The sequence below is a fragment of the Hwanghaeella sp. 1Z406 genome, from assembly GCF_048892425.1.
In the GTDB taxonomy this organism is placed as follows: domain Bacteria; phylum Pseudomonadota; class Alphaproteobacteria; order UBA8366; family Aestuariispiraceae; genus Pacificispira.
Genome location: NZ_JBLZHU010000004.1, coordinates 199,322 through 218,782 on the forward strand (window position 1 = coordinate 199,322; position 19,461 = coordinate 218,782).

17 protein-coding genes are annotated in these 19,461 nt (G+C 53.2%); 5 read left to right on the forward strand and 12 right to left on the reverse strand.

What is annotated here, in order from left to right; all coding sequences use genetic code 11:
- Positions 1–164 precede the first annotated feature (164 nt).
- Positions 165–671 carry an Hpt domain-containing protein gene (locus ACOSDR_RS10270; RefSeq protein ID WP_420722690.1) on the reverse strand — a complete coding sequence of 169 codons (507 nt, stop codon included), beginning with the start codon at positions 669–671 and terminating at the stop codon, positions 165–167.
- An 11-nt stretch (positions 672–682) separates the two neighbouring features.
- Positions 683–1,198 carry a response regulator gene (locus ACOSDR_RS10275; protein WP_420731163.1) on the reverse strand — a complete coding sequence of 172 codons (516 nt, stop codon included), beginning with the start codon at positions 1,196–1,198 and terminating at the stop codon, positions 683–685.
- A gap of 148 nt (positions 1,199–1,346) precedes the next feature.
- Between ACOSDR_RS10275 and ACOSDR_RS10280 the strand changes: the two genes are divergently transcribed.
- Positions 1,347–1,748, forward strand: a complete 402-nt coding sequence (locus ACOSDR_RS10280; RefSeq protein ID WP_420731164.1) for a DUF2306 domain-containing protein — start codon at positions 1,347–1,349, stop codon at positions 1,746–1,748.
- Position 1,749: 1 nt separating this feature from the next.
- On the opposite strand, the gene ACOSDR_RS10285 is transcribed toward ACOSDR_RS10280, so the two are convergent.
- The 3 genes from ACOSDR_RS10285 to ACOSDR_RS10295 all read right to left on the reverse strand — a co-directional run bounded on the left by ACOSDR_RS10285 (position 1,750) and on the right by ACOSDR_RS10295 (position 5,843).
- On the reverse strand, positions 1,750–2,145 hold the full coding sequence (locus ACOSDR_RS10285) for a response regulator (protein ID WP_420731165.1): 396 nt from the start codon (positions 2,143–2,145) through the stop codon (positions 1,750–1,752).
- Between the two features lie 15 nt (positions 2,146–2,160).
- On the reverse strand, positions 2,161–5,232 hold the full coding sequence (locus ACOSDR_RS10290) for an ATP-binding protein (RefSeq protein WP_420731167.1): 3,072 nt from the start codon (positions 5,230–5,232) through the stop codon (positions 2,161–2,163).
- Positions 5,233–5,375: 143 nt separating this feature from the next.
- Positions 5,376–5,843, reverse strand: coding sequence for a MarR family winged helix-turn-helix transcriptional regulator (locus ACOSDR_RS10295; RefSeq protein WP_420722685.1), 468 nt, complete (start codon positions 5,841–5,843; stop codon positions 5,376–5,378).
- 130 nt (positions 5,844–5,973) lie between these two features.
- On the opposite strand from ACOSDR_RS10295, the gene ACOSDR_RS10300 reads away from it, so the two are divergent.
- Genes ACOSDR_RS10300 through ACOSDR_RS10315 form a run of 4 tightly spaced genes read left to right on the forward strand, consistent with a single transcriptional unit; the run spans position 5,974 to position 9,372 of the window.
- Positions 5,974–6,672 carry a fumarylacetoacetate hydrolase family protein gene (locus tag ACOSDR_RS10300; RefSeq protein ID WP_420722684.1) on the forward strand — a complete coding sequence of 233 codons (699 nt, stop codon included), beginning with the start codon at positions 5,974–5,976 and terminating at the stop codon, positions 6,670–6,672.
- On the forward strand, positions 6,669–7,310 hold the full coding sequence (maiA, locus tag ACOSDR_RS10305) for a maleylacetoacetate isomerase (protein ID WP_420731168.1): 642 nt from the start codon (positions 6,669–6,671) through the stop codon (positions 7,308–7,310). Before ACOSDR_RS10300 ends, maiA begins: the two co-directional genes overlap by 4 nt.
- A 29-nt stretch (positions 7,311–7,339) precedes the next feature.
- A complete protein-coding gene (locus tag ACOSDR_RS10310) occupies positions 7,340–8,548 on the forward strand; it encodes a 3-hydroxybenzoate 6-monooxygenase (RefSeq protein WP_420731169.1) in 1,209 nt (402 codons plus the stop codon).
- A 44-nt stretch (positions 8,549–8,592) separates the two neighbouring features.
- Positions 8,593–9,372 (forward strand): MBL fold metallo-hydrolase, encoded by a 780-nt coding sequence (locus tag ACOSDR_RS10315; protein WP_420731170.1) that lies wholly within the window; start codon positions 8,593–8,595, stop codon positions 9,370–9,372.
- A 1-nt stretch (position 9,373) separates the two neighbouring features.
- Here the strand turns inward: ACOSDR_RS10315 and ACOSDR_RS10320 are convergent, their stop codons facing one another.
- The 7 genes from ACOSDR_RS10320 to ACOSDR_RS10350 form a co-directional block, all read right to left on the reverse strand.
- Positions 9,374–10,414, reverse strand: coding sequence for an agmatine deiminase family protein (locus ACOSDR_RS10320; protein WP_420731171.1), 1,041 nt, complete (start codon positions 10,412–10,414; stop codon positions 9,374–9,376).
- Positions 10,415–10,433: 19 nt separating this feature from the next.
- Positions 10,434–12,542 (reverse strand): dipeptide ABC transporter ATP-binding protein, encoded by a 2,109-nt coding sequence (locus ACOSDR_RS10325; protein WP_420722679.1) that lies wholly within the window; start codon positions 12,540–12,542, stop codon positions 10,434–10,436.
- Positions 12,543–12,551: 9 nt separating this feature from the next.
- Positions 12,552–13,703, reverse strand: a complete 1,152-nt coding sequence (locus ACOSDR_RS10330) for an ABC transporter permease (RefSeq protein ID WP_420731172.1) — start codon at positions 13,701–13,703, stop codon at positions 12,552–12,554.
- A 9-nt stretch (positions 13,704–13,712) separates the two neighbouring features.
- Positions 13,713–14,750, reverse strand: coding sequence for an ABC transporter permease (locus ACOSDR_RS10335; protein WP_420731173.1), 1,038 nt, complete (start codon positions 14,748–14,750; stop codon positions 13,713–13,715).
- A 135-nt stretch (positions 14,751–14,885) separates the two neighbouring features.
- Positions 14,886–16,541 carry an ABC transporter substrate-binding protein gene (locus ACOSDR_RS10340; protein WP_420731174.1) on the reverse strand — a complete coding sequence of 552 codons (1,656 nt, stop codon included), beginning with the start codon at positions 16,539–16,541 and terminating at the stop codon, positions 14,886–14,888.
- Positions 16,542–16,908: 367 nt separating this feature from the next.
- A complete protein-coding gene (locus ACOSDR_RS10345) occupies positions 16,909–18,108 on the reverse strand; it encodes an aminotransferase (protein ID WP_420731175.1) in 1,200 nt (399 codons plus the stop codon).
- Positions 18,109–18,166: 58 nt separating this feature from the next.
- Positions 18,167–19,444, reverse strand: a complete 1,278-nt coding sequence (locus tag ACOSDR_RS10350) for an O-antigen ligase family protein (RefSeq protein ID WP_420731176.1) — start codon at positions 19,442–19,444, stop codon at positions 18,167–18,169.
- Between the last annotated feature and the right edge of the window lie 17 nt (positions 19,445–19,461).

A 19,461-nucleotide genomic window follows, 5' to 3' on the forward strand; every position in this document is an offset into this window, starting at 1 on the left:
GACGTATTTTCATTCTCAATAGCTTAGACCTAAAACGCTAAGACGCAAATCCCGTCTGGACCAAACCGATCCAGAACCAAATCCGCATACAGGTTCTTAACGGTGAATTGTTACCGTTCATGTGGCATCCGCAGTGCTTTGAAAATTTGATTTAGACGCCCAGGTCAAATCAGTTCGCGACGAACGACTTCTTCCAATGCCGTTGCAACAGATACGGAAACCGCATCCCCTTCCTTTGCCTTGCGCTCTTTCAAGACGATACGCAGGGCCTGGATATGTTGTTCTATCAAAGACGGCTTTATCGGACGGTTTGGATTTCGTTCAATCATGTAAGAACAAAATGAACTGCCGATCCGGGTGATCAATGGAAAGCCCAAGGTCGTCCCCTGGCCCCGCAGATTGTGTACCCGACGGAACAGTTTGTTTAAGGTTTCTTCATCTTGTGATTTCTTGTAGCTGGACATAAGGGCATCCAATTCGTCCAATTCTTCCCCCAGTATGCCCTCAAATTCCTGAACCACCGCAGCAACGGCCTTGTCTGCACGTCGCATTGCCTCGTCGACAGAAGGCCCGCCGACGGCAGGAACCTTTTTGGCCAGCGATGTCGGCGTGAAAAACTCCGCCTTCTCTTTAGTCTTAGATTGTTTCGGCTCTTCCCCGTCAGCGGTCATGGCCTTTTCTTTCATCCAAGATCTGCATAATCTTCAGGGGCTCGTCGTTCTGCCCCCGAATAGCTTTCATTCGCAGCCCGGCGCCGATCCGGTCCAAAATAATCCCGCCCTACCCGCACAAAGGGGCGTGGGCGTTCCACCAATGCGACAAGGCGCGCATGCAGCGCCTTTGCAGAAACCGGCTTAGACAGAAACTCGGTGATACCAAAATCCCGCGCAGCGATGACGCGGCGCATTTCCGCATATCCTGTCAGCATAATGACATTTACATAGGGATCCGGGCTTTTGGGGTCATTACGCAACAAGTTAACCAATTCAGGCCCCTCGCCCCCATCCATATCCCAGTCGGAAATCACGATATCCGGATTATAGCGACAGGCCGCTTCGAACCCGTCGCGCCCGGACGTCGCGGAAAACACGGACCCGATCCCCAAGGCTTCCAATATATTAGAAACAACGCGGATCATGAACTGGCTGTCATCAACCACAAGCACCCGCAAATTGCGAAAATCATAATTCCTGGCCACAGTAGAATCCCCCATTGACCCTGCTGAACATCGCATCTTAGGGTGCGTTGAGCAGTCCTTATCCAAATATTCATTAACCAAAATATCATACGCCCTAAAAAGAGCCCTGCAAACGGTTTAGTCTTCCCCGAATTAAAGGTGATGCGGCATGACGTTAACCCCCCTGTGGAATGATGGGGTCATCATCTCAATCCATGCTATAGTTGCGATAGGCGCCATGGTGCTGGGCGCATTTCAATTCATTTTGCCAAAGGGTACATCGACCCATCGCGGGATAGGAACCTTATGGGTGTCCCTGATGGCGATCGTTGCCGTAAGCAGCTTCTGGATACATGAGTTCAAGGTCTTTGGACCGTTCAGCGCCATTCACCTTCTATCGATTATTGTGCTTTTCTATTTGTTCAGCGGAATCAGGGCCGCAAGACGGGGCGAAATTACAAAACACAAACACCAGATGACTCAGCTATACCTTTTAGCGCTGTTGATCACCGGGGCATTTACCCTGTTGCCGGGGCGCACAATGCACGCAGTAATATTCGGCGCCAGTTAGCCTACCGCGACAGCACGGCTTCAATCCGGTCTTTCAACGCATTCAAAGAAACAGGTTTGACCAGATACCCATCGACCCGCAAATCCTTGGCGGCAATAACCGTCGTACTGTCAGTATCTCCCGTTAGAAAAATAACTGGCTGGGCCGCATATTTCGGTTGGCTCAATGCCCGCAACTTTCGCAAAAAGGTGATGCCATCCACCGGTTCCATGTGAATATCGCACAAGATGACATCGGGCTGAACGCGCAGCAATGTCTTGAACCCTTCAGACCCATCTGCTGCTTCATCAATCAGGCGATAGCCGATTTGACGCAACAATCGGCAGATGATTTTCCGAATGTGGATTTCATCTTCAATCACCAGAATCCGCGTTGTCTCATAATTAATTTCCGCCATGTTCAATCTCCCCGGCTACACAGCAAGAATCCTTGGTAGGATCGCATTAAACTCATCCAAAGAATCCATCAGCACTTCTGCAAGCATACCGGCCATATCCATATCCCCCTCATCCAGGGCATCCTGAATATCACTGGCCAATCGTCCCAATCTCTTTGCCCCAACGGACAGGGCCGCGCCCTTTAGCGCATGGGCCGCATGTCGTGCCGCTGGCTGATCCCCTGCGGTGATAGCAGCCTCAATTTCCTCAATACGCCCACGCCATCCCTGTGCCGCATCCTTGATCAGGGCTTTTGCATCGGCATCAATGCTGCCAAACGCTTCTGTCATCTGCGTTGCGTCAAAGATCTCAGTATCCCAATCGGGACCAGCCGCTTCCGGCGGGTCAACAGGGTCCGGTGTCGCCATTACCTGGGTTTTTCGCAATGACAAGGCCTGGGGCAAAAATTCAGCCAGCGCTGCGCCTAATTTACGACTGTCGATCGGTTTGGTGAAGAACCCATCCATACCCGCGTCGCGACAAGCCTGTTCTGCGCCTGCCAAGGCATCCGCCGTCAGGGCCAAAATGGGCAAGTGTCGCCCTGTACCCATTTCCTGCGTGCGAACCGCACGGCTGAGCTCAAACCCATCCATGACGGGCATGTTAAAATCAGTCAATAACAGGCCATAGCCAGGCCGCGCCAGCATATCCAGCGCCACTTGCCCATTTTCCGCCAGTTCACAGGCAAATCCCATTTTGCTGAGCATCTGACGGATGACGATTTGATTGGTTTCATTATCTTCCGCCACCAGAATCAGCGCGTTTTCACGGCGCGCATCCTCCACATCTGGGGGTCCAAAGGCGAGATCTTCTCGTTCCAGAAGAACTTCTGCCGCCTCAAGCCCAAGCGCGACGGCAACCACATGCCATAAGGGTTCCCGTGACAGTGGATAGGTCATTACACCGGACAATCTGGCCCGATCTGTCGCCGATAACTCCGCAATTGCACTGCGGGAACCGACTACAGCGATAGCAGCACTGACATCTGGCAATGGATAGGATGCATCAAGGATCAAAAGATCCGACGTCTCATCGATATCCCCTAGGCTCTTTGCAATCGTTACCTTCGTAACGTCTGTGGCATGCAGATAGCGTGTCGCGATATCGATTACCCGGTCCGGCAGACCAAGCAGACAAACACGGGCCGCTGACAAATCCGCAGGATATCGCAGGGCTTCATCTCCCTGCGGTGACAAGGGTAAATCGAACGTGAAGGTCGACCCTTCCCCAATTGCGCTGGTAACAAAGATATCTCCGCCCATCAGGGTGCACAGCCGTTGACAGATGGACAGCCCCAGACCGGTTCCACCGAATTTGCGGGATGTTGATGTATCTGCCTGCACAAAGGCCTGAAACAATTTGCCCTGCTGCTCTGGTGTCAGCCCGATCCCGGTGTCATGCACCTGAAACCGCAACCAGTCACCATCCTGCCCCCCTTCAGTCTCCGGTCTTTGGCCAACCACAATTTCTACGGATCCAGACTCCGTAAACTTAACGGCATTGCCGCCCAGATTCAGAAGAACCTGACGGATGCGCGTTGGATCTCCCAACCGATGATCCACCAGTGCCGGGTCTATTTCTACAGCGAAAGCCAGGCCCCGCTCATCCGCGCGGGGGGCCAGAAGTTCGGCGCATCCATCAACCACTTCCGACAGGGAAAACGGGATCGTTTCAATTTCGATCTTTCCGGCCTCAATCTTGGAAAAATCCAGGATATCATTGATGATCGTCAGCAGGGCCATTGCAGAATTATTGATAATGCCCGCCATACGCCGTTGTTCCGTATCCAGGCGCGTCAACGTCAATAACTCTGCCATAGAGACAACGCCATTCATTGGCGTTCGAATTTCATGGCTCATCGTTGCCAGGAATGTTGATTTTGCCTTTGTCGCCGCCTCTGCAATTTCCTTCGCGTCGATCAGTTCCGCCTCGGCGCGTTCACGGGCCAGTACCTCCACCCGCAGTTTCACGGCATACAGGCCAACAATGCCGAAAATCAAAATCGCGCTGAACAGCAGGATCACATTTCGCTGCATCCCGGCTTCCGCATCGGCCAATACGACATCAAGATCCCTGGCGATAAAGATATTCAGGGGCATCGCTTTGGTAGGGTCCAGAACGGCCTTGATCGCGATAAAGGACCGCTTATCCAGAGACAGCGGCACCACCTGACCGGGCGTTGTGACGGTTCGTTGTACGGTGCCTTCAAAACTGGTCGGTACACTGTAACGGGCAAAAAAGGTGGCGGTATCCCGCCTCATTTCTTCCGCCTGCTCCACAAAATCGGGATGGCCCAGCATTTTGTTTCCCAAATCGGTCGCAAACACAAGATTACCAATGCCAGCCAGATCGTCCGCAGTCTGCAGCATTGTCCGCGACAATGTATTTAACGACAGATCAATTCCCAACACCCCCCATAAAGCGCCGGTATCGTCGAAAAGCGGTTGGGCATAGGTAACGCCGATTTGGCCGCTGGATGCGAATACATAGGATTCCGTCCATACCGGCCCATTCGCTTCTAACGCGCTGGTGTACCACGGACGGGTGCGGGGATCGAAAGGTTCACTGCGTGTCTTGTCGTAAGCCCATTTCCGACTTACCGGGTTGTACAGTTCCCAATGCCCCTCTGGCTGATTTATCGGGTCCCCGATTGTCCGCCGATGGATCGCAACTCTTTCCATATTCCGGGCACCCGACAATGTCAGATTCTGGATATGAAAGAACCGCCCATCTGGAAACCCGATAAAAGCACCGTTGAGATGTTCAAACTGGCGCACAGGTCCGGTTGTTAAACTAAAGAACGAGTCAGCATTTCCGGCTGGATCTTCACGCCAAATTCCAGAATCAACAATCGTTCGCGACAAGACCAGGGCTGGCTCAAAAATATCATTCAAAGCACGGACAAAGGCATCCGCAGAAACATGTAGCTCTTTCGATGCCTGAGTGAAAAGGCTTTCTTTTTCATACTGATACGTGAAGTAGGAAACCAACCCACCCGCAATCAGAATCAAGCATCCCAGGGACAACAATATCGGCCGGCTGCTCATGCTTTTATTCAATTTCATAAATATGTTTTCTTTTCTGGATCAATCCACAACCACAGCAAGTTTAGCCACTTCATTTGTATCGCACTACAACTCTTTCGTCGGTACGTTAGATTCTTAATTCTGCGCCCTGATTGTCGATTTTGTTAAAGGGACTGAATATCAATAAAGGGGGCACGGCTGCGTTGGTTGCCTGCCTGCGTCGCTTTACTTAACAAAGCGATTAATTGAGACCGCTCCCCAGCGTCCAATCCGTCCAGCATGGCTGATTGAATTTCGGAAACCACCGGCTCCGCCAGGTCTGAAAGACGCCGCCCAGCCTGTGTCGCTGTCAATGCCCGGGCACGTCGATCCTGGGCCTTAGGAATACGTTTAACCAAAGCCTTACGCTCCAGTCGATCGACAACGCCCCCAATTGTCGCACGATCATAAGCAATTGCCCCGGCCAGGGTGGCTTGATCGATACCGGGATTGCGAAGAATCGTCTTAAGGGCGGCATACTGCACCGGGGTTAAATCAATCCCGGCTGCCTGGGTCATTTCAGCAAAAACCGACTGGGAAATCTGGTGCAACCTGCGGATCAAATGTCCCGGCATATTGGTAATATCTGCCATGGTATCTCCCGCCTTCCCGGAAAAGGACATACTTCGCTTACATTCTTATTTGACAGTATACTTATTAAATTAGAGAGTACACTTACATTTTATCCATCGGCACGCATCAAAACGATCAGGAGCCATTATCGTGAGCCTATTGTTTAGCATTGAAAATGAATTCTCTGTCCCCGTGGAACAGGAGACTGCGCATTATCCGGTTGGCCGGATATTCTGCGTTGGGCGCAATTATGCAGCCCATGCCGCGGAAATGGGCGTCGAAGTAGATCGGGAAGCGCCGTTCTATTTTATCAAACCTTCCTCTGCCATTGTAATGTCCGGTGCGACCGTGCCCTATCCTCCAGGTACGGAAAATTACCATTACGAAATGGAATTGGTGGTCGCAATTGGCGCGCCTGCCTTTCGGGCCCGTGTCGCCGATGCCGGAAAGGCCGTTTATGGCTATGCCGCCGGCCTGGATATGACACGCCGGGACCTGCAACTGGCCGCGCGGGCAAAACAGCGCCCATGGGATCTGGGCAAGGCCTTTGAGCAATCTGCCATCATCGCACCGATGAAGAAGGCCACAGACTATGTCGCCGATCTGGCACCCCAGCGCATCACGCTGGCAGTGAATGGAGAGACTAAGCAGGAAGCCACCCTGGGCGATTTGATCCATTCGGTCCCGGAGCTGATCGCGGACCTGTCTAAATACTATCATCTGATCCCCGGGGATCTGATCTATACTGGCACGCCCGCAGGTGTGGGGCCTGTCGTGCCTGGCGACAAAATCCATGGCGTTGTAGACGGCTTGCAGCCAGTTGACCTGACTGTTGGAGACCCGGAATGAAGTATTACGGATATTTCAGAAGCTCCGCCGCCTTCCGCCTGAGGATTGCTTTTAATCTGAAGAGCCTGTCGCCGGAGATGATTCCCATTCATTTGACGCGCAATGGTGGGGAGCAGAAAACGGATGCATTTCGCGAGATCAATCCCCAGGCCATGGTGCCAGCATTGGAGACGGATGGCACCATCCTGACCCAGTCCATGGCCATTCTGGAATGGTTGGAAGAAACCCACCCCCAACCACCGATCCTGCCCAGCGATCCGATTCAGCGCGCCAAGGTTCGGGGTTTTGCACAGGTTATCGCCTGCGATATTCACCCCCTGCAAAACCTTCGGGTGCTGAGCTATTTACGGCAGGATTTAAAGCTGGACGAAGACGGTGTAATGGCCTGGATCCATCGTTGGCTGACCGATGGGTTGATGGCCTGCGAACAGCTGCTGGCTGATCAACCAGAAACGCGGTTCTGCTTTGGCGATGCGCCCGGTCTGGCGGATATCTGCCTGGCACCACAATTGTTTTCCGCCGCCCGCTTTAAGGTGGATCTGACAGATATGCCCCGTTTGCGCGCCATTCAAACACAGATGGACGACCACCCGGCCTTTAAGGCGGCGCAACCTGGCGCACAGCCAGACGCAGAGTAACCGACAATCCGTTCTGGGAGGAACGCGAAATGACAGAGACAAAGCGCATTCTGATCGCAGGCGGCGGCATCGGTGGTTTGGCCCTTGCCAGCGGCTTGGCGCAGAAAGGCATTGCATCCCTGGTCCTGGAACGGTCCGCCAAATTGGGGGAAATCGGGGCGGGTATCCAGCTTGGCCCGAATGCCTTTCACGCATTCGATTATCTGGGGGTCGGTGACACGGCGCGCAGCATGGCCGTTTATGTCGATAATCTGCGCCTGATGGATGCCATGAGCGGTGATCAGATCTGTCAAATTCCTCTGGATGAAGGGTTTCGTAAACGGTTTAAGAATCCCTATGCGGTCGTTCATCGCGGCGATTTGCATGGTGTTTTCCTGAAGGCCTGTCAGGATCATCCGCTGGTCGAATTGCGCACCAGCAGTGAAGTCGTGGATTATGATCAGGATGGCACCACGGCAACGGCAATCCTGGCCGATGGATCCCGGGTGACAGGGTCGGCGTTGATTGGTGCGGACGGATTATGGTCTAAAATCCGCACGAAACTGGCTGCCGACGGCCCACCGCGTGTTTCCGGCCACACAACGTACCGTTCTGTTATTCCAACAGACCAGATGCCCGAAGAGCTGCGTTGGAATGCAGCGACACTGTGGGCCGGACCGAAATGCCATATCGTGCATTACCCGCTATCAGGCTGGAAGGTCTTCAATCTGGTCGTCACCTATCACAATGATGCCCCGGAACCTGTTGCCGGCCTGCCCGTTACCCATGAGGAAGTCCGGCGCGGTTTTGAACATATCCATCCCCTGCCCCGCGAGATTATAGAACGGGGCAAGGATTGGAAGTTATGGGTCCTGTGTGATCGCGACCCAATCACCAATTGGGTCGATGGGCGTGTGGCCTTGTTGGGAGATGCGGCCCATCCGATGATGCAATATTTCGCCCAGGGCGCTTGCATGGCGATGGAAGATGCCGTTTGCCTGACCGCACAACTAGAGGCCCTTTCCGGCAATGTGGAACGCGCCCTTGCGGCCTATCAGAACCGCCGCCTGTTGCGCACGGCGCGGGTGCAACTGCAATCACGTGCCATCGGGGACCATATCTATCATCCTGACGGGGCCCATGCGGCCCTGCGAAACGCGATCATGCGCGCCAAATCCACCGAAGATTGGTATGATGAGATTGAATGGATTTATGGGGGCAGTGGATTGAGCGAAGCCGCCAGCATTGATCCAACCTGAAATTGATCCAACCTGGAATCAATCTGGCCCAACCGGAGGACAGCATGGCCCTGAAGATCGCCGATCATTGGTTTGAACGCAAAACAATCGATGACGCGATTACCTTGCTTTGGGAACCTTATGTCGACCCGCTGATCCGCTGTAACATCTGGCATGTGCGCGGGCGGGATTTTGACCTTATGATCGATACCGGCCTTGGCATTGCCAGCCTGGCAGAGGCCGCACAGGACCTTCTGGAAAAGCCTGTCAAAGCCGTGGCAACGCACACCCATTACGACCATGTCGGCGGACACCACGAATTTCAGGAATGCATCGTGCATAAGCTGGAGGAGGCGTCCCTGCGTAATGAGGATAAGAGCAACTTTGCGGGGCTGACCAAAGACACAATAGACCCCTATGTCGCAGAGAAGATCGAAGCGTCCGGCTATAAGTTAAAAGATGTTCTGGTTACCGCGATCCCGAAAAAAGGGTTCAATCTGGCAGACTATGAGTTGAAGGGCGTCCAGAACAAAATCACCACGGTTGAAGCGGGCGATGTTATCGATCTGGGCGATCGGCAGTTTGAAATCCTGCACCTGCCGGGCCATTCTCCAGGCAGCATTGGCTTATGGGAGGCGAAGAGCGGCACCCTGTTTTCTGGCGATGCGATCTATGATGGTCCGCTGATCGAAACCCTGCCCGGGGCAGACTTGGACCAATACATCGCGACCCTTAGGACACTGATGGATATTCCAGCAACCGTTGTTCATGCCGGTCACGACCCCAGCTTTGGCCGTGACACGCTGCAACAGATTGCCCGCAAATATCTGACTATGTGGGCCTGATCTAGGCGCGCGGCACCTGTTGGGTGATGCAATGAATACCACCCCCGCCCGTCGCTAAGGCATCAACTGACACGGCCACAATTTCGCGACCAAACATCACATCCTCGAAAACCTCGCGGGCGACATCATCGGCGGGAATGCCATATCGGGGCATGATGAAACCACCATTGGCGATATAGCCATTCAGATAGGATCGGCAGAATTTATCGCTGTCCGATTCTGCCTCCAATGCTTCCGGGATCAGGGTCATATGGATTGAACGGCCCTGCGCATCCGTTTGCCCATCCAGTGCGGCAATGTTGGCGCGTTTAATCTCTCCCCAGGGATCGCCCGGCTCGTCCCCATCTTCTATCAGGACCTGGCCCGGCGCGACAAACATCGCAATGCCATCAATATGGCCATTTGTTTCTGTCTCTAACTCATTGCCCGGCAGCCAAATAACTTTCTTCACCCCCAGCATGGCTTTCAGTTCCGCCTCAATCTCATCGCGCGACCAGTCGGGGTTTCGGTTTGCATTGGGGAAACAGGTCTCGGTGGTCAGCAAGGTGCCTTCCCCATCGACGCAAATACCCCCACCTTCCGCAATCAGTTTGGAATGAAACTGCCGCGCGCCAGTCTTGGACAACACGAATTCCGAAAACGCATTATCCGAATCATACGGGTGATAGGTTTCCCCCCAGGCATTGAAGGTAAAATTAACCCCCGCACGATTGCCTTTGCCATCGACCAAAAAACAGGGGCCTGCATCCCGCGCCCAGGAATCATCAATGGGTATTTCCGCCAAGGTGATATCGCTGCCAAGGCGATTGCGGGCATCTTTCACAGTGCCTGGCGGAACGGCCATGGTGACAGGTTCGAATCGTGCAATCGCATGAGCAATTGCAACATAATCCTGCTTCACCGCCTCGATATCGCTCCAAACTTCCTGGCGGCAGGGCCACATCATCCAACAGCCGTCATGCGGTGCCCATTCAGCCGGCATATAAAACCCGCATTCCGCTGGAGTTTCAGCCTGTGTCACGGCATCAACACCCTTTGTCATTCTATCTATGAACGTCGAATTACGCGCTTGGTTGGCTTGAAGGTTTTGCCTTATCAGTCCGCTTTGAATTGACCACGATGACGGGTTCCATCTTGTCAAAGATTTCCTGCGCCAGATGACACTTCACATAATGCCCATCGCCCAGTTTCACCTGTTTCGGAACCTCAGTGTTACACCGATCATTCGGAACTGAGTCTCGGCGTTGGCATCGCGTGACGAAAGGACAGCCCTTTGGCGGATTCAAGGCAGACGGAATGTCGCCTTCCAGAACAATGCGACGTTTTTCAACCGATGTGTCTGCAATCGGCACAGCCGACAACAGGGCTTCCGTATAGGGATGATAGGGCGGGCTGAACACCTGTTCAGTCGACCCCGATTCAACGATATGACCCAGATACATAACCACAACACGGTCGGCCAAATAGCGAACCACAGACATATCATGACTGATGAACAGCATCGTCGTGCGGGACTGGCGCTGAATATCCATCAGCAATTCAGTCACCGCGGCCTGAACGGAAACGTCCAGTGCAGAAACCGGCTCATCCGCAACAACAACTTCCGGTTCGCCAGCAAAGGCCCGGGCAATCCCAATACGCTGTTTCTGACCACCCGATAACTGTCGCGGCATGCGTGTCGCGAATTCACGCGGCAACTTTACCAGATCCAGCAATTCCAGCATGCGCTCCTGTCGTGCCGCGGTATTCTCCCCAATATTAAACTTCTCCAGAGTACGAACAATCTGACCACCTACCGATTGGCTGGGATTGAGCGTATCGAACGGATTCTGGAAAATCATTTGAATTGACGCAACCGTGCGGCTGGTGCGCTGGTTGACAGCGACCCTGCCGATTTCCTGACCGCTGAGCAGCGCATCACCCGCAGTGGAGGTTTCCAAACCCAGAAGGATCTTGGCCAGCGTGGATTTCCCGCATCCGGATTCCCCAACGATGGCGACAGTTTCCGCCTCGCGTGCGTCCAATGAGATATCCTCATTGGCTTTAACCGTCAGATTTCGATTGCCGCCAAAGATCGAACCGCCGCCGACTTCATACCATTTCTTCAGTTTCCGTACGTCCAGAACGACGTCACCGGATTTCACTGGTTCAGAAATAACATGTTCAACAGGCGGTGCTTCCCAATCGATCTCCTTGATCCGCTCGCATCTGCTGAAATGGCGATCATCCTCAGAAACCACAGACATATGAACATCACCGATGTCGCATATATCCGCCTTAAAATGATCACAGCGCGGTCCGAAATTGCACCCGCGTGGGCGCTGATGCGGCAGCGGCAACTGCCCGCGTATTGGCACCAATGGCCGCTGATTCTTATCAGCACCGGGCAACGGAATCGAATTCAACAACCCCTTGGTATAGGGATGGCGCATCTCATCAAACACACCTTTGATTGAACCTGTTTCCACAGCCTCCCCAGAATACATAACCGTGATGCGGTCACAGGTATCCAGGATCAGCCCCAGATTATGGGATACGAAAATCATCGAAGTCCCGTAATTTTCCGCCAGTTCTTTGACCAATTCAACGATACCGGCTTCGACGGTGACATCCAGGGCCGTGGTTGGCTCATCCAACAGCAACAGTGACGGCTTGGACAACAGACCCATGGCGATCACCACACGTTGCTGCTGCCCCCCTGATAGCTGGTGCGGATAGGCATTGAACACACGTTGAGGATCGGGAAGCTTCACCGCCCCCAAAATTTCAATTACCATTTCCGCCGCTTCAGATTGGGACTTGCCCTCGTGAAGCATTGGCACTTCCATCAACTGTCGACCGATCTTCATGGCCGGGTTCAATGACGCCATCGGCTCCTGATAGATCATCGCGATCTCGTTGCCACGCAAATGGCGATATTCCTCATCCGAAATCTGGGTCAGGTCCTTGCCTTTGAACTTTATAGAGCCGCTCATAATACGACCGTTCTTGCCCAGATCCCCCATGATTCCCAAGGAAACGGTAGACTTACCGCAACCAGATTCTCCCACCAGTCCCATGGTTTCACCCGGCATCACAGTGCAGGAAAAATCCATAACGGCTGGAATTTCCCCAGCCCGGGTGAAGAACGAAATGTTCAGGTCTTTGATCTCCAGAATAGGCTCTACCATGGTGACCTCCTAATCCTTGAGCGACTGCTCGCGCAGCGCATCAGCAAGCAAGTTAAGACCCAGAACGAATGACATCAGGGCAATGGCAGGGGGCAGCGCAGGGTGATAATACAGGCGCAGCAATCGACTGCCTTCCTTGATCGTCGTCCCCCAATCCGGGCTTTCCGGCACCAGGCCCAACCCGAAATACCCCAAAGTTCCAAGCAGAATGGTCGTATATCCGATCCGAAGACAGGCATCGACGATCAACGGCCCGCGCGCATTGGGCAGAATCTCCCACAACATGACATAAAAGGGGATTTCCCCGCGCGTCTGTGCGGCAGCCACATAGTCACGGGTGGCGATATCCATCGTCAGCCCCCGCACGATCCGGAACACGCCTGGGCTGGAAGCAAAGACAACCGCCACGAAAATGTTCAATTCGTTGGGCTCCAGCGACAAGACACCGAACGGATCCGCATCAAACACCAGGCTGACATAAACCCAGCCGCCAAAAATCAGCACGAATGCAAGCTGCCAGATCAGTTTCTGCGGCCGTTCACGAAAGCGGCTGTAAAACAGCATGCCAAAAAACAGGATCGGGAAAATGAAGAAGACACCCGCCATGGATTGCGGCAAGGCAGTCTCTCTGATCCCAGGCGTCACCAGCAGGTAGAACAACAGGATGACCGGAAAGGCCAGAACCATATTGGCCAGAAACGACAAAATGCTATCGATCTTGCCCCGGTAATATCCGGCTGGAAGTCCCAGGGAAATACCGACGACAAAGGCAAACATTGTCGCAGCAGGCGCAATGACCATGACAATCTGGCTGCCCGAAATCATCCGGCTAAAGACGTCCCGACCAAACTTGTCGCCTCCCAGATACTGCACCAAACCCGTGGTCGGTTCGATAACGCCGGGGCCCTTATTCTTCAGCATTGCAAACTGATCCAAGGGGCTGAAGGGCGAGATAAAATCAGCATACAGGGCACAGAACAGCCAGAAAAACACGATGAACAACCCGATCAACCCGGCGGGGCTCTCATAAATCCGACCATACAAAGACAGCTTCTTGTGAAATTTCCAGCTTAACCCCATAACCACAAGGATGGATATCCAGACAGGGATTAACTGCGTGAAAAGTCCAAGGACGATTTGTCCAAATCCGACATATTCCATAGCTGCCTCCTATCGCACGCGAATTCGAGGATTGAGGTAGGCATATCCAATATCGGATATCATCTGGGTCGACAGAACGACCAGAACTGAAACGATTGAGCAGCTTAGCAGCATATCAATATCGTTGTTCCCTGCCGCTTCAACCAATACCCAGCCAAACCCCTGATAACGGAACATAACCTCGACGATGACAACGCCCGTCAGCAACCAGGGAAATTGCAGCATGATAACCGTGAAGGGGGCGATCAGGGCATTACGCAATGCATGGCGCAGCACCACGGTGTGAAACTTCAGACCTTTCAGTCGGGCGGTCCGGATATATTGCGAGGTCATGACTTCCGCCATAGAGGCCCGCGTCATGCGCGCAATGTAACCCATGCCATAGATGGCCATCGTCATTACCGGCAGGGAGAAGTTATAGAATGTCGGGCCTTGCGTAGTCGCAGTTACCGCCGATCCATTCAGCCAGCCAAGCCAGGACGCAAAAATAACCGTAAAGACAACACCAGACACATATTCCGGTGTGGCTGTGGACGTAATGGAAACGACAGAAAGTGCGCGGTCCGTATTCGTCCCCTCACGCATTCCAGCCAAAATTCCGATTACCAGGGCAGACGGAACCATCGTCACCATAACCCAGAACATCAAAATACCGGTAGCCTGTAATGCAGGCAAAAGCCTTTCATGGATTGGCTGCCGAAACATCGTCGAACACCCCAGATTGCCCTGCAGAATACCGGAATAGGTCGCAAATGGAGGTTCGTCACAGAAGGTAAATCTTGGTTTTGGCTCTCCCGTATCAACGTCACGCGCGGGTTGCTTTTCCATAACGCCCAACCACTGCGCATAACGTTCCAGGAACGGTTCTCGATACCCGTTATAGTCCAACCAACGTTCAATCATCTCATCAGACGCGCGCATGTTTGTCTGGCTAATGGACAGTTTTCGAAGGTTCGGTTCCAGATTGACCAGAAAAAAAACAATGAGCGTCAGGCACAGCATCGTCAGAAGCATGGCCCCAAAACGATTGGCTAACAAACGAAGCATCGGCTCCCCCCAAACTGCGTGAAGTGCGGATAGGACCTGTACTAGGGACCGATTCGGCCCCTATCCCCTAAGCAAAAACGAATATAAGCGAAAACAGGAGGGATCTGATAGATCCCTCCTGTCGCTAATGAACGCTTACGCTTCGTCTAGCCATGCATCATGGAAATGCTGTTCCATTGTCTGCTGCATTTTATAGCCTTTAAGGGCCGGGGTGTGGTGGCAATACACCGCACGCCAGTAAGGCTGAACGATAACACCGCTTTCCAGCAGCAATGTCTCAACCTCTTCCATAAGGACCTTACGCTTCTCAGCATCAGCAATGGTCAATGCCTTACCCAAAGCCTCATCAAACTTTGGATCGTTGTGGGCGGATTCGTTCCAGGCTTCGCCAGAACGATAGGCCAGGCTCAAGACCTGAACACCCAGCGGGCGCATGTTCCAGTTCGTGATTGAATACGGATACTTGGTCCAATCGTTCCAGAACGTGGAACCAGGCAAGATCGTCCGTTTGATCTGGAAACCGCATTCCCGCAATTGAGCGGCGATCGCATCCCCGGAATTCCGGCGATAATCATCGTCAATCGTGATCAGTTCATGCTCGTAATCCATCATATTGGCTTCCGTCATCAGACGGCGTGCTTCTTCCGGATCCCGCTTGAACGGCGTCAAAGCAAAGTATTCCGGGTGAATCGGCGCAACATGGTGGTTTTCTGCAACTGATCCCAGACCAGCATACCCCAAGGCCAGAACAACATTGTTGTCCACGCCCAATTGCAATGCCCGACGGACGCGAACATCGTCATAAGGTTTGTTGTCTGTGTTGGTACGACAGACGATGGTCGCTGCGGTGATTGCCTCGGATTTCACAAGCGTGCCCAGGCTGTCCAAGACTTCCACGAAATCTGCCGTGGTTTCATAGTTCAATTGAACTTCGCCGGATTCATAAGCGGCAACCTGAGCCGCCGGGTCCGTTCCATAATCGGTCCAGGTGATGCCATCCAGATAGCTCTCACCGCGCCACCACTTGCCATTGGTCCGACGCTTGACTTCAGCGCGCGCGCCAACTTCCAGCGACACCAATTCAAAAGCGCCTGTTCCAACCGGCCATTCGGACAGTTTCGCGCCGTTCTTGTCGAAATCACGGTGCACAATCAAGGCAGGATAGTCGACCATACCAGGGATAATCGTGATGTCAGGCTGGTTCAGCGTTAATTTGACCGTATGCTCATCCACGATGGTAACCGCACCGTCCCGCGCCTTGCCGGTATCCGGGTCGACCAGTGAAGACATACGCGCCGCCATTGAGTTGCCTTCTACGGCCTTGTCACACCAACGTGTAATGTTATGGGCGACATCTTCGGCCGTCAGCATGTCACCATTATTCCAGGTAACACCCTTGCGGACATTCAGAACATATTCTGTTGCGTCATCATTGACAGACCAGTCTTCCAGCAACCAAGGCTCAAACGTATAGTCTGTCGTATACAGCACCAGGGGCTCAACAAATTGACGCGCCACATTGGCCATTTCCGACCAGTCAAACGTGCGTGGGTCATCAACACGACGAACGTTTGCAGCAACCCGCAGAACACCGCCTTTTTTAGGGGTTTCTGCTTTTGCCTGTTTCGGTACAGTCAGGCCCAGCATGCCATAGGCCGCAGCGGTGGTCGCACCAAACGCTGTCGCCAAGGCAAGAAATTCACGACGCCCCATCGCGCCAGAGCGCGCTTCTTCAGCCCACATGCCAATGGCTTTATGCAGTGGCTTTCCATTCCGATCCCGATAATTCATTCATATTCTCCCAAGACGAGTTGCACGGTTGCACTTGCCTACCGCAAATGCCTCCCGCGGTGACAGTGTAGTCTTATTTGATGAAGAGTGTGACCCAAGAACCCCAACAACTCAATGGTAACCTTAATAATCCATCTAGGTGTTACAGTTCAGTGCCCCAAAAATCTATAGCCTGCCCTCTCCCTCAATTCCTCAAATCCCAGCAAAAGTCTGATTGCATCAGAATGCATCCGCCTGTGCCGTGGGATCATCACACCCTAAACACTGCGGGAAAAAATGGAAGCTGTATGGTCAAAATTTCACATAAATTGTACAATTAGCGTCATTCTGCGGCTCTTAATGACTGGAAACGATTCTAAATTTCATATTACTTTAAAATTCCACCGTCGCTGATTGAATGTGCCTTCAAACGCTCAGATAACGCATAAATCCCGGATTCATCCACATTGGCAAAAGCGGCACGCAAATATCGTTCCTGCGCAATTCCGAAGATTGGTCCCGGCAGCATGAATATCGCCTGATCCCGAACTAGCATACGTGCGACATCAGCCGCTGTCCTGTCGGGATATGGATGTTCCAGATAGGCAAAGAAGGCACCCCGGGATCGCAAACGGTACCCCCCTGGATTTCCATCGAAAGCCTGATCCAGCGCTGCGACGCGATTGATCATTTCATCCCGCCGCTGACGTTTCCATTGTGCCAGATTTTCAAGGCCATACAGCGCTGCCAATTGACCGATATGGCTTGGACAAATCGTCACCGTGTCCGCGATCTTGCCAATTGCCGCCATAATACGGGGTCCCGCAGTCAACGCGCCGACACGATATCCAGTCAGGCTATAGGCCTTCGAAAAACTGTACAAATGCACAAATCCATCCTGCCATCGGGGATCAGAGAAAAGGTCATGGGGAGGCGGTCCATCGGGCAGAAAATCCCGATATGTTTCGTCGATCATCAGGGCAATCTGTTTGCGGTAGGCCAGATCAAAAAATGCCTGCACCAATTCCGGACTGTAAACTGTTCCTGTCGGATTGTTCGGACTGACCAGCAAAATGGCCCGTGTGCGTGGCCCGATCAGTGCTTCCGCCTCCTTCGGATCAGGCAAAAGCCCTGCCGGTCCAGCATGACAGGGAAGCGGCACGACCCGGATTCCCTGCATCGTGCACCACATTTCGTGATTAAAGTAACAGGGTTGCGGAACAATGATTTCATCGCCGGGCCCCGCCAAAGCCATTACAGCCATGCAGAAAGCATGGTTTCCGCCCGCACTGATCGCCACATCTTCTGGACCAACCTGCCCCTCATAATCCCGCGACAGCGTTTCAGCGAACAGTTCCCTCAGCGGTTCGATACCCAGAATTGGTGTATAAAATGCGGTCTCAACTTTTTGTGCCGCAATCGCCATGGCATCCCGCAAACTCTCCGCCGGGGGATAGCTTGGCACGGCTTGCGCCAGATTCAAAAGCGGACGCCGCGGCGTGATTCCGGCTTCCGCCAACCAGGACATGGCCTCTGGGATGGGGGGCTCCGCTGTTGCTGAAACATTGGGGTTTAGGTGGATCGGCATGGAAATACCCTAATAATTAGCCAGAAAACAACGCATCGAACACGGCAATCGACGCACCTCATTCAGGGGTTCGTTCGGGCAAGAACAGCAACCCGATCCGAAAGAAGAATGTCATCAGCACCATGCTGCCAAGCCACCATGTCTGCCAGGCCCCATAGCTGATCGACGCAATGACAATCGCAGCAACCAGCCCTCCAAAGCAAACACTTCGATCCAGCGCCCCTGGCAGCCGAACAATTCGGCCAATGATCAAAACAAAAGCCAGCAGTGTCGCCGCAACACCCGGCAGCCCCAGCTCAAGCCGAATTTGCATAAGAATATTATGGGGATGAAGCGGAAGATTCTGTCCTAATCGGACGACGCCCTCATGCAACAGGGTGGTATCCAGACCCTGCAATCGATCAGGTGTATCCACAATTCTATCCGACCCGTGCGGCAAGAACCGCGCACTGTCCAGCCCCCACCCCAGAAACGGATGCTGGCGGATCTTTTTCAGGGCAAAATCCAATATAAGAACCCGATGTTGCAGGCTGGCATGATTCTGTGTTGCGGACAGCAACGCATTGACGTTGGACGGACTGTTGGCGACGGGCACAACCGTCATCATCACAAAAACACCAATCACGATTATGCCCCCAACAAGTTTGGGGGCCCACCGCCCGGCGATGGCGATACCCAGACCAATCAATGACGCCGCAATGGATGTCGCATGCCCCGACAACAATACCCCAAGCACGGCGACGCCATACAGCCCTGTCACCAATCTGGTACCAACGCCTTCGCTGGCGGTAGACTGATAAACCAGAAATGCAGGAAATATCAGAACAGCCAAAATCGTTGCAGGCGCCTTATAAAAATTCTCGTATCCCGCCGTATTTGGCGGACCGACAAAAATGGTGCCCAGGAATCCAATAAGGCCATTTTCAATAAGGACAACGGCCACCAGAGCGGTGCCGATAAGAAGTCCCATTGCGACTGCCCGAATCGTTATGTGCCCCAAAGGAACAGCCATAAGCAGGAACAGGGAAAGCCCCATAGCAGCCAGCTTCCCAACGCGGTCGAATGGCAGCGGCTGTTGCGGAACAAACCAGAAAAGCGAAGCGCCCGCGACGACCAGAAAGAACAGACCGGCAGACAGGCCGATACGCCATTTCTTCCAACAAGCGGTTCGCCACGATGAATCCCTAGCCACCGACAGGACACCAATGGCTGCTATTGCTGCACCTGCAAAGACATATACGGACATGATCTTAGGTTGCACCAAACCACCAAGGCAGCAGGCAGCGACAAGAAGCGTCAACGGAATCCGCAAACCGGGCGTAATCAGCAAATGCATGAATCCTAATTGCCCTT

Excerpts from the sequence above, each read along its gene's own strand:
- ACOSDR_RS10285 (WP_420731165.1), bottom strand. The coding sequence starts at position 2,145 with ATGGCGGAAATTAATTATGAGACAACGCGGATTCTGGTGATTGAAGAT.
- ACOSDR_RS10345 (WP_420731175.1), bottom strand. The coding sequence starts at position 18,108 with ATGCCGATCCACCTAAACCCCAATGTTTCAGCAACAGCGGAGCCCCCC.
- ACOSDR_RS10330 (WP_420731172.1), bottom strand. The coding sequence starts at position 13,703 with ATGGAATATGTCGGATTTGGACAAATCGTCCTTGGACTTTTCACGCAG.
- maiA (WP_420731168.1), top strand. The coding sequence starts at position 6,669 with ATGAAGTATTACGGATATTTCAGAAGCTCCGCCGCCTTCCGCCTGAGG.
- ACOSDR_RS10325 (WP_420722679.1), bottom strand. The coding sequence starts at position 12,542 with ATGGTAGAGCCTATTCTGGAGATCAAAGACCTGAACATTTCGTTCTTC.
- ACOSDR_RS10340 (WP_420731174.1), bottom strand. The coding sequence starts at position 16,541 with ATGAATTATCGGGATCGGAATGGAAAGCCACTGCATAAAGCCATTGGC.
- ACOSDR_RS10350 (WP_420731176.1), bottom strand. The coding sequence starts at position 19,444 with ATGCATTTGCTGATTACGCCCGGTTTGCGGATTCCGTTGACGCTTCTT.
- ACOSDR_RS10270 (WP_420722690.1), bottom strand. The coding sequence starts at position 671 with ATGACCGCTGACGGGGAAGAGCCGAAACAATCTAAGACTAAAGAGAAG.
- ACOSDR_RS10280 (WP_420731164.1), top strand. The coding sequence starts at position 1,347 with ATGACGTTAACCCCCCTGTGGAATGATGGGGTCATCATCTCAATCCAT.
- ACOSDR_RS10315 (WP_420731170.1), top strand. The coding sequence starts at position 8,593 with ATGGCCCTGAAGATCGCCGATCATTGGTTTGAACGCAAAACAATCGAT.
- ACOSDR_RS10320 (WP_420731171.1), bottom strand. The coding sequence starts at position 10,414 with ATGACAAAGGGTGTTGATGCCGTGACACAGGCTGAAACTCCAGCGGAA.
- ACOSDR_RS10290 (WP_420731167.1), bottom strand. The coding sequence starts at position 5,232 with ATGAGCAGCCGGCCGATATTGTTGTCCCTGGGATGCTTGATTCTGATT.
- ACOSDR_RS10295 (WP_420722685.1), bottom strand. The coding sequence starts at position 5,843 with ATGGCAGATATTACCAATATGCCGGGACATTTGATCCGCAGGTTGCAC.
- ACOSDR_RS10310 (WP_420731169.1), top strand. The coding sequence starts at position 7,340 with ATGACAGAGACAAAGCGCATTCTGATCGCAGGCGGCGGCATCGGTGGT.
- ACOSDR_RS10335 (WP_420731173.1), bottom strand. The coding sequence starts at position 14,750 with ATGCTTCGTTTGTTAGCCAATCGTTTTGGGGCCATGCTTCTGACGATG.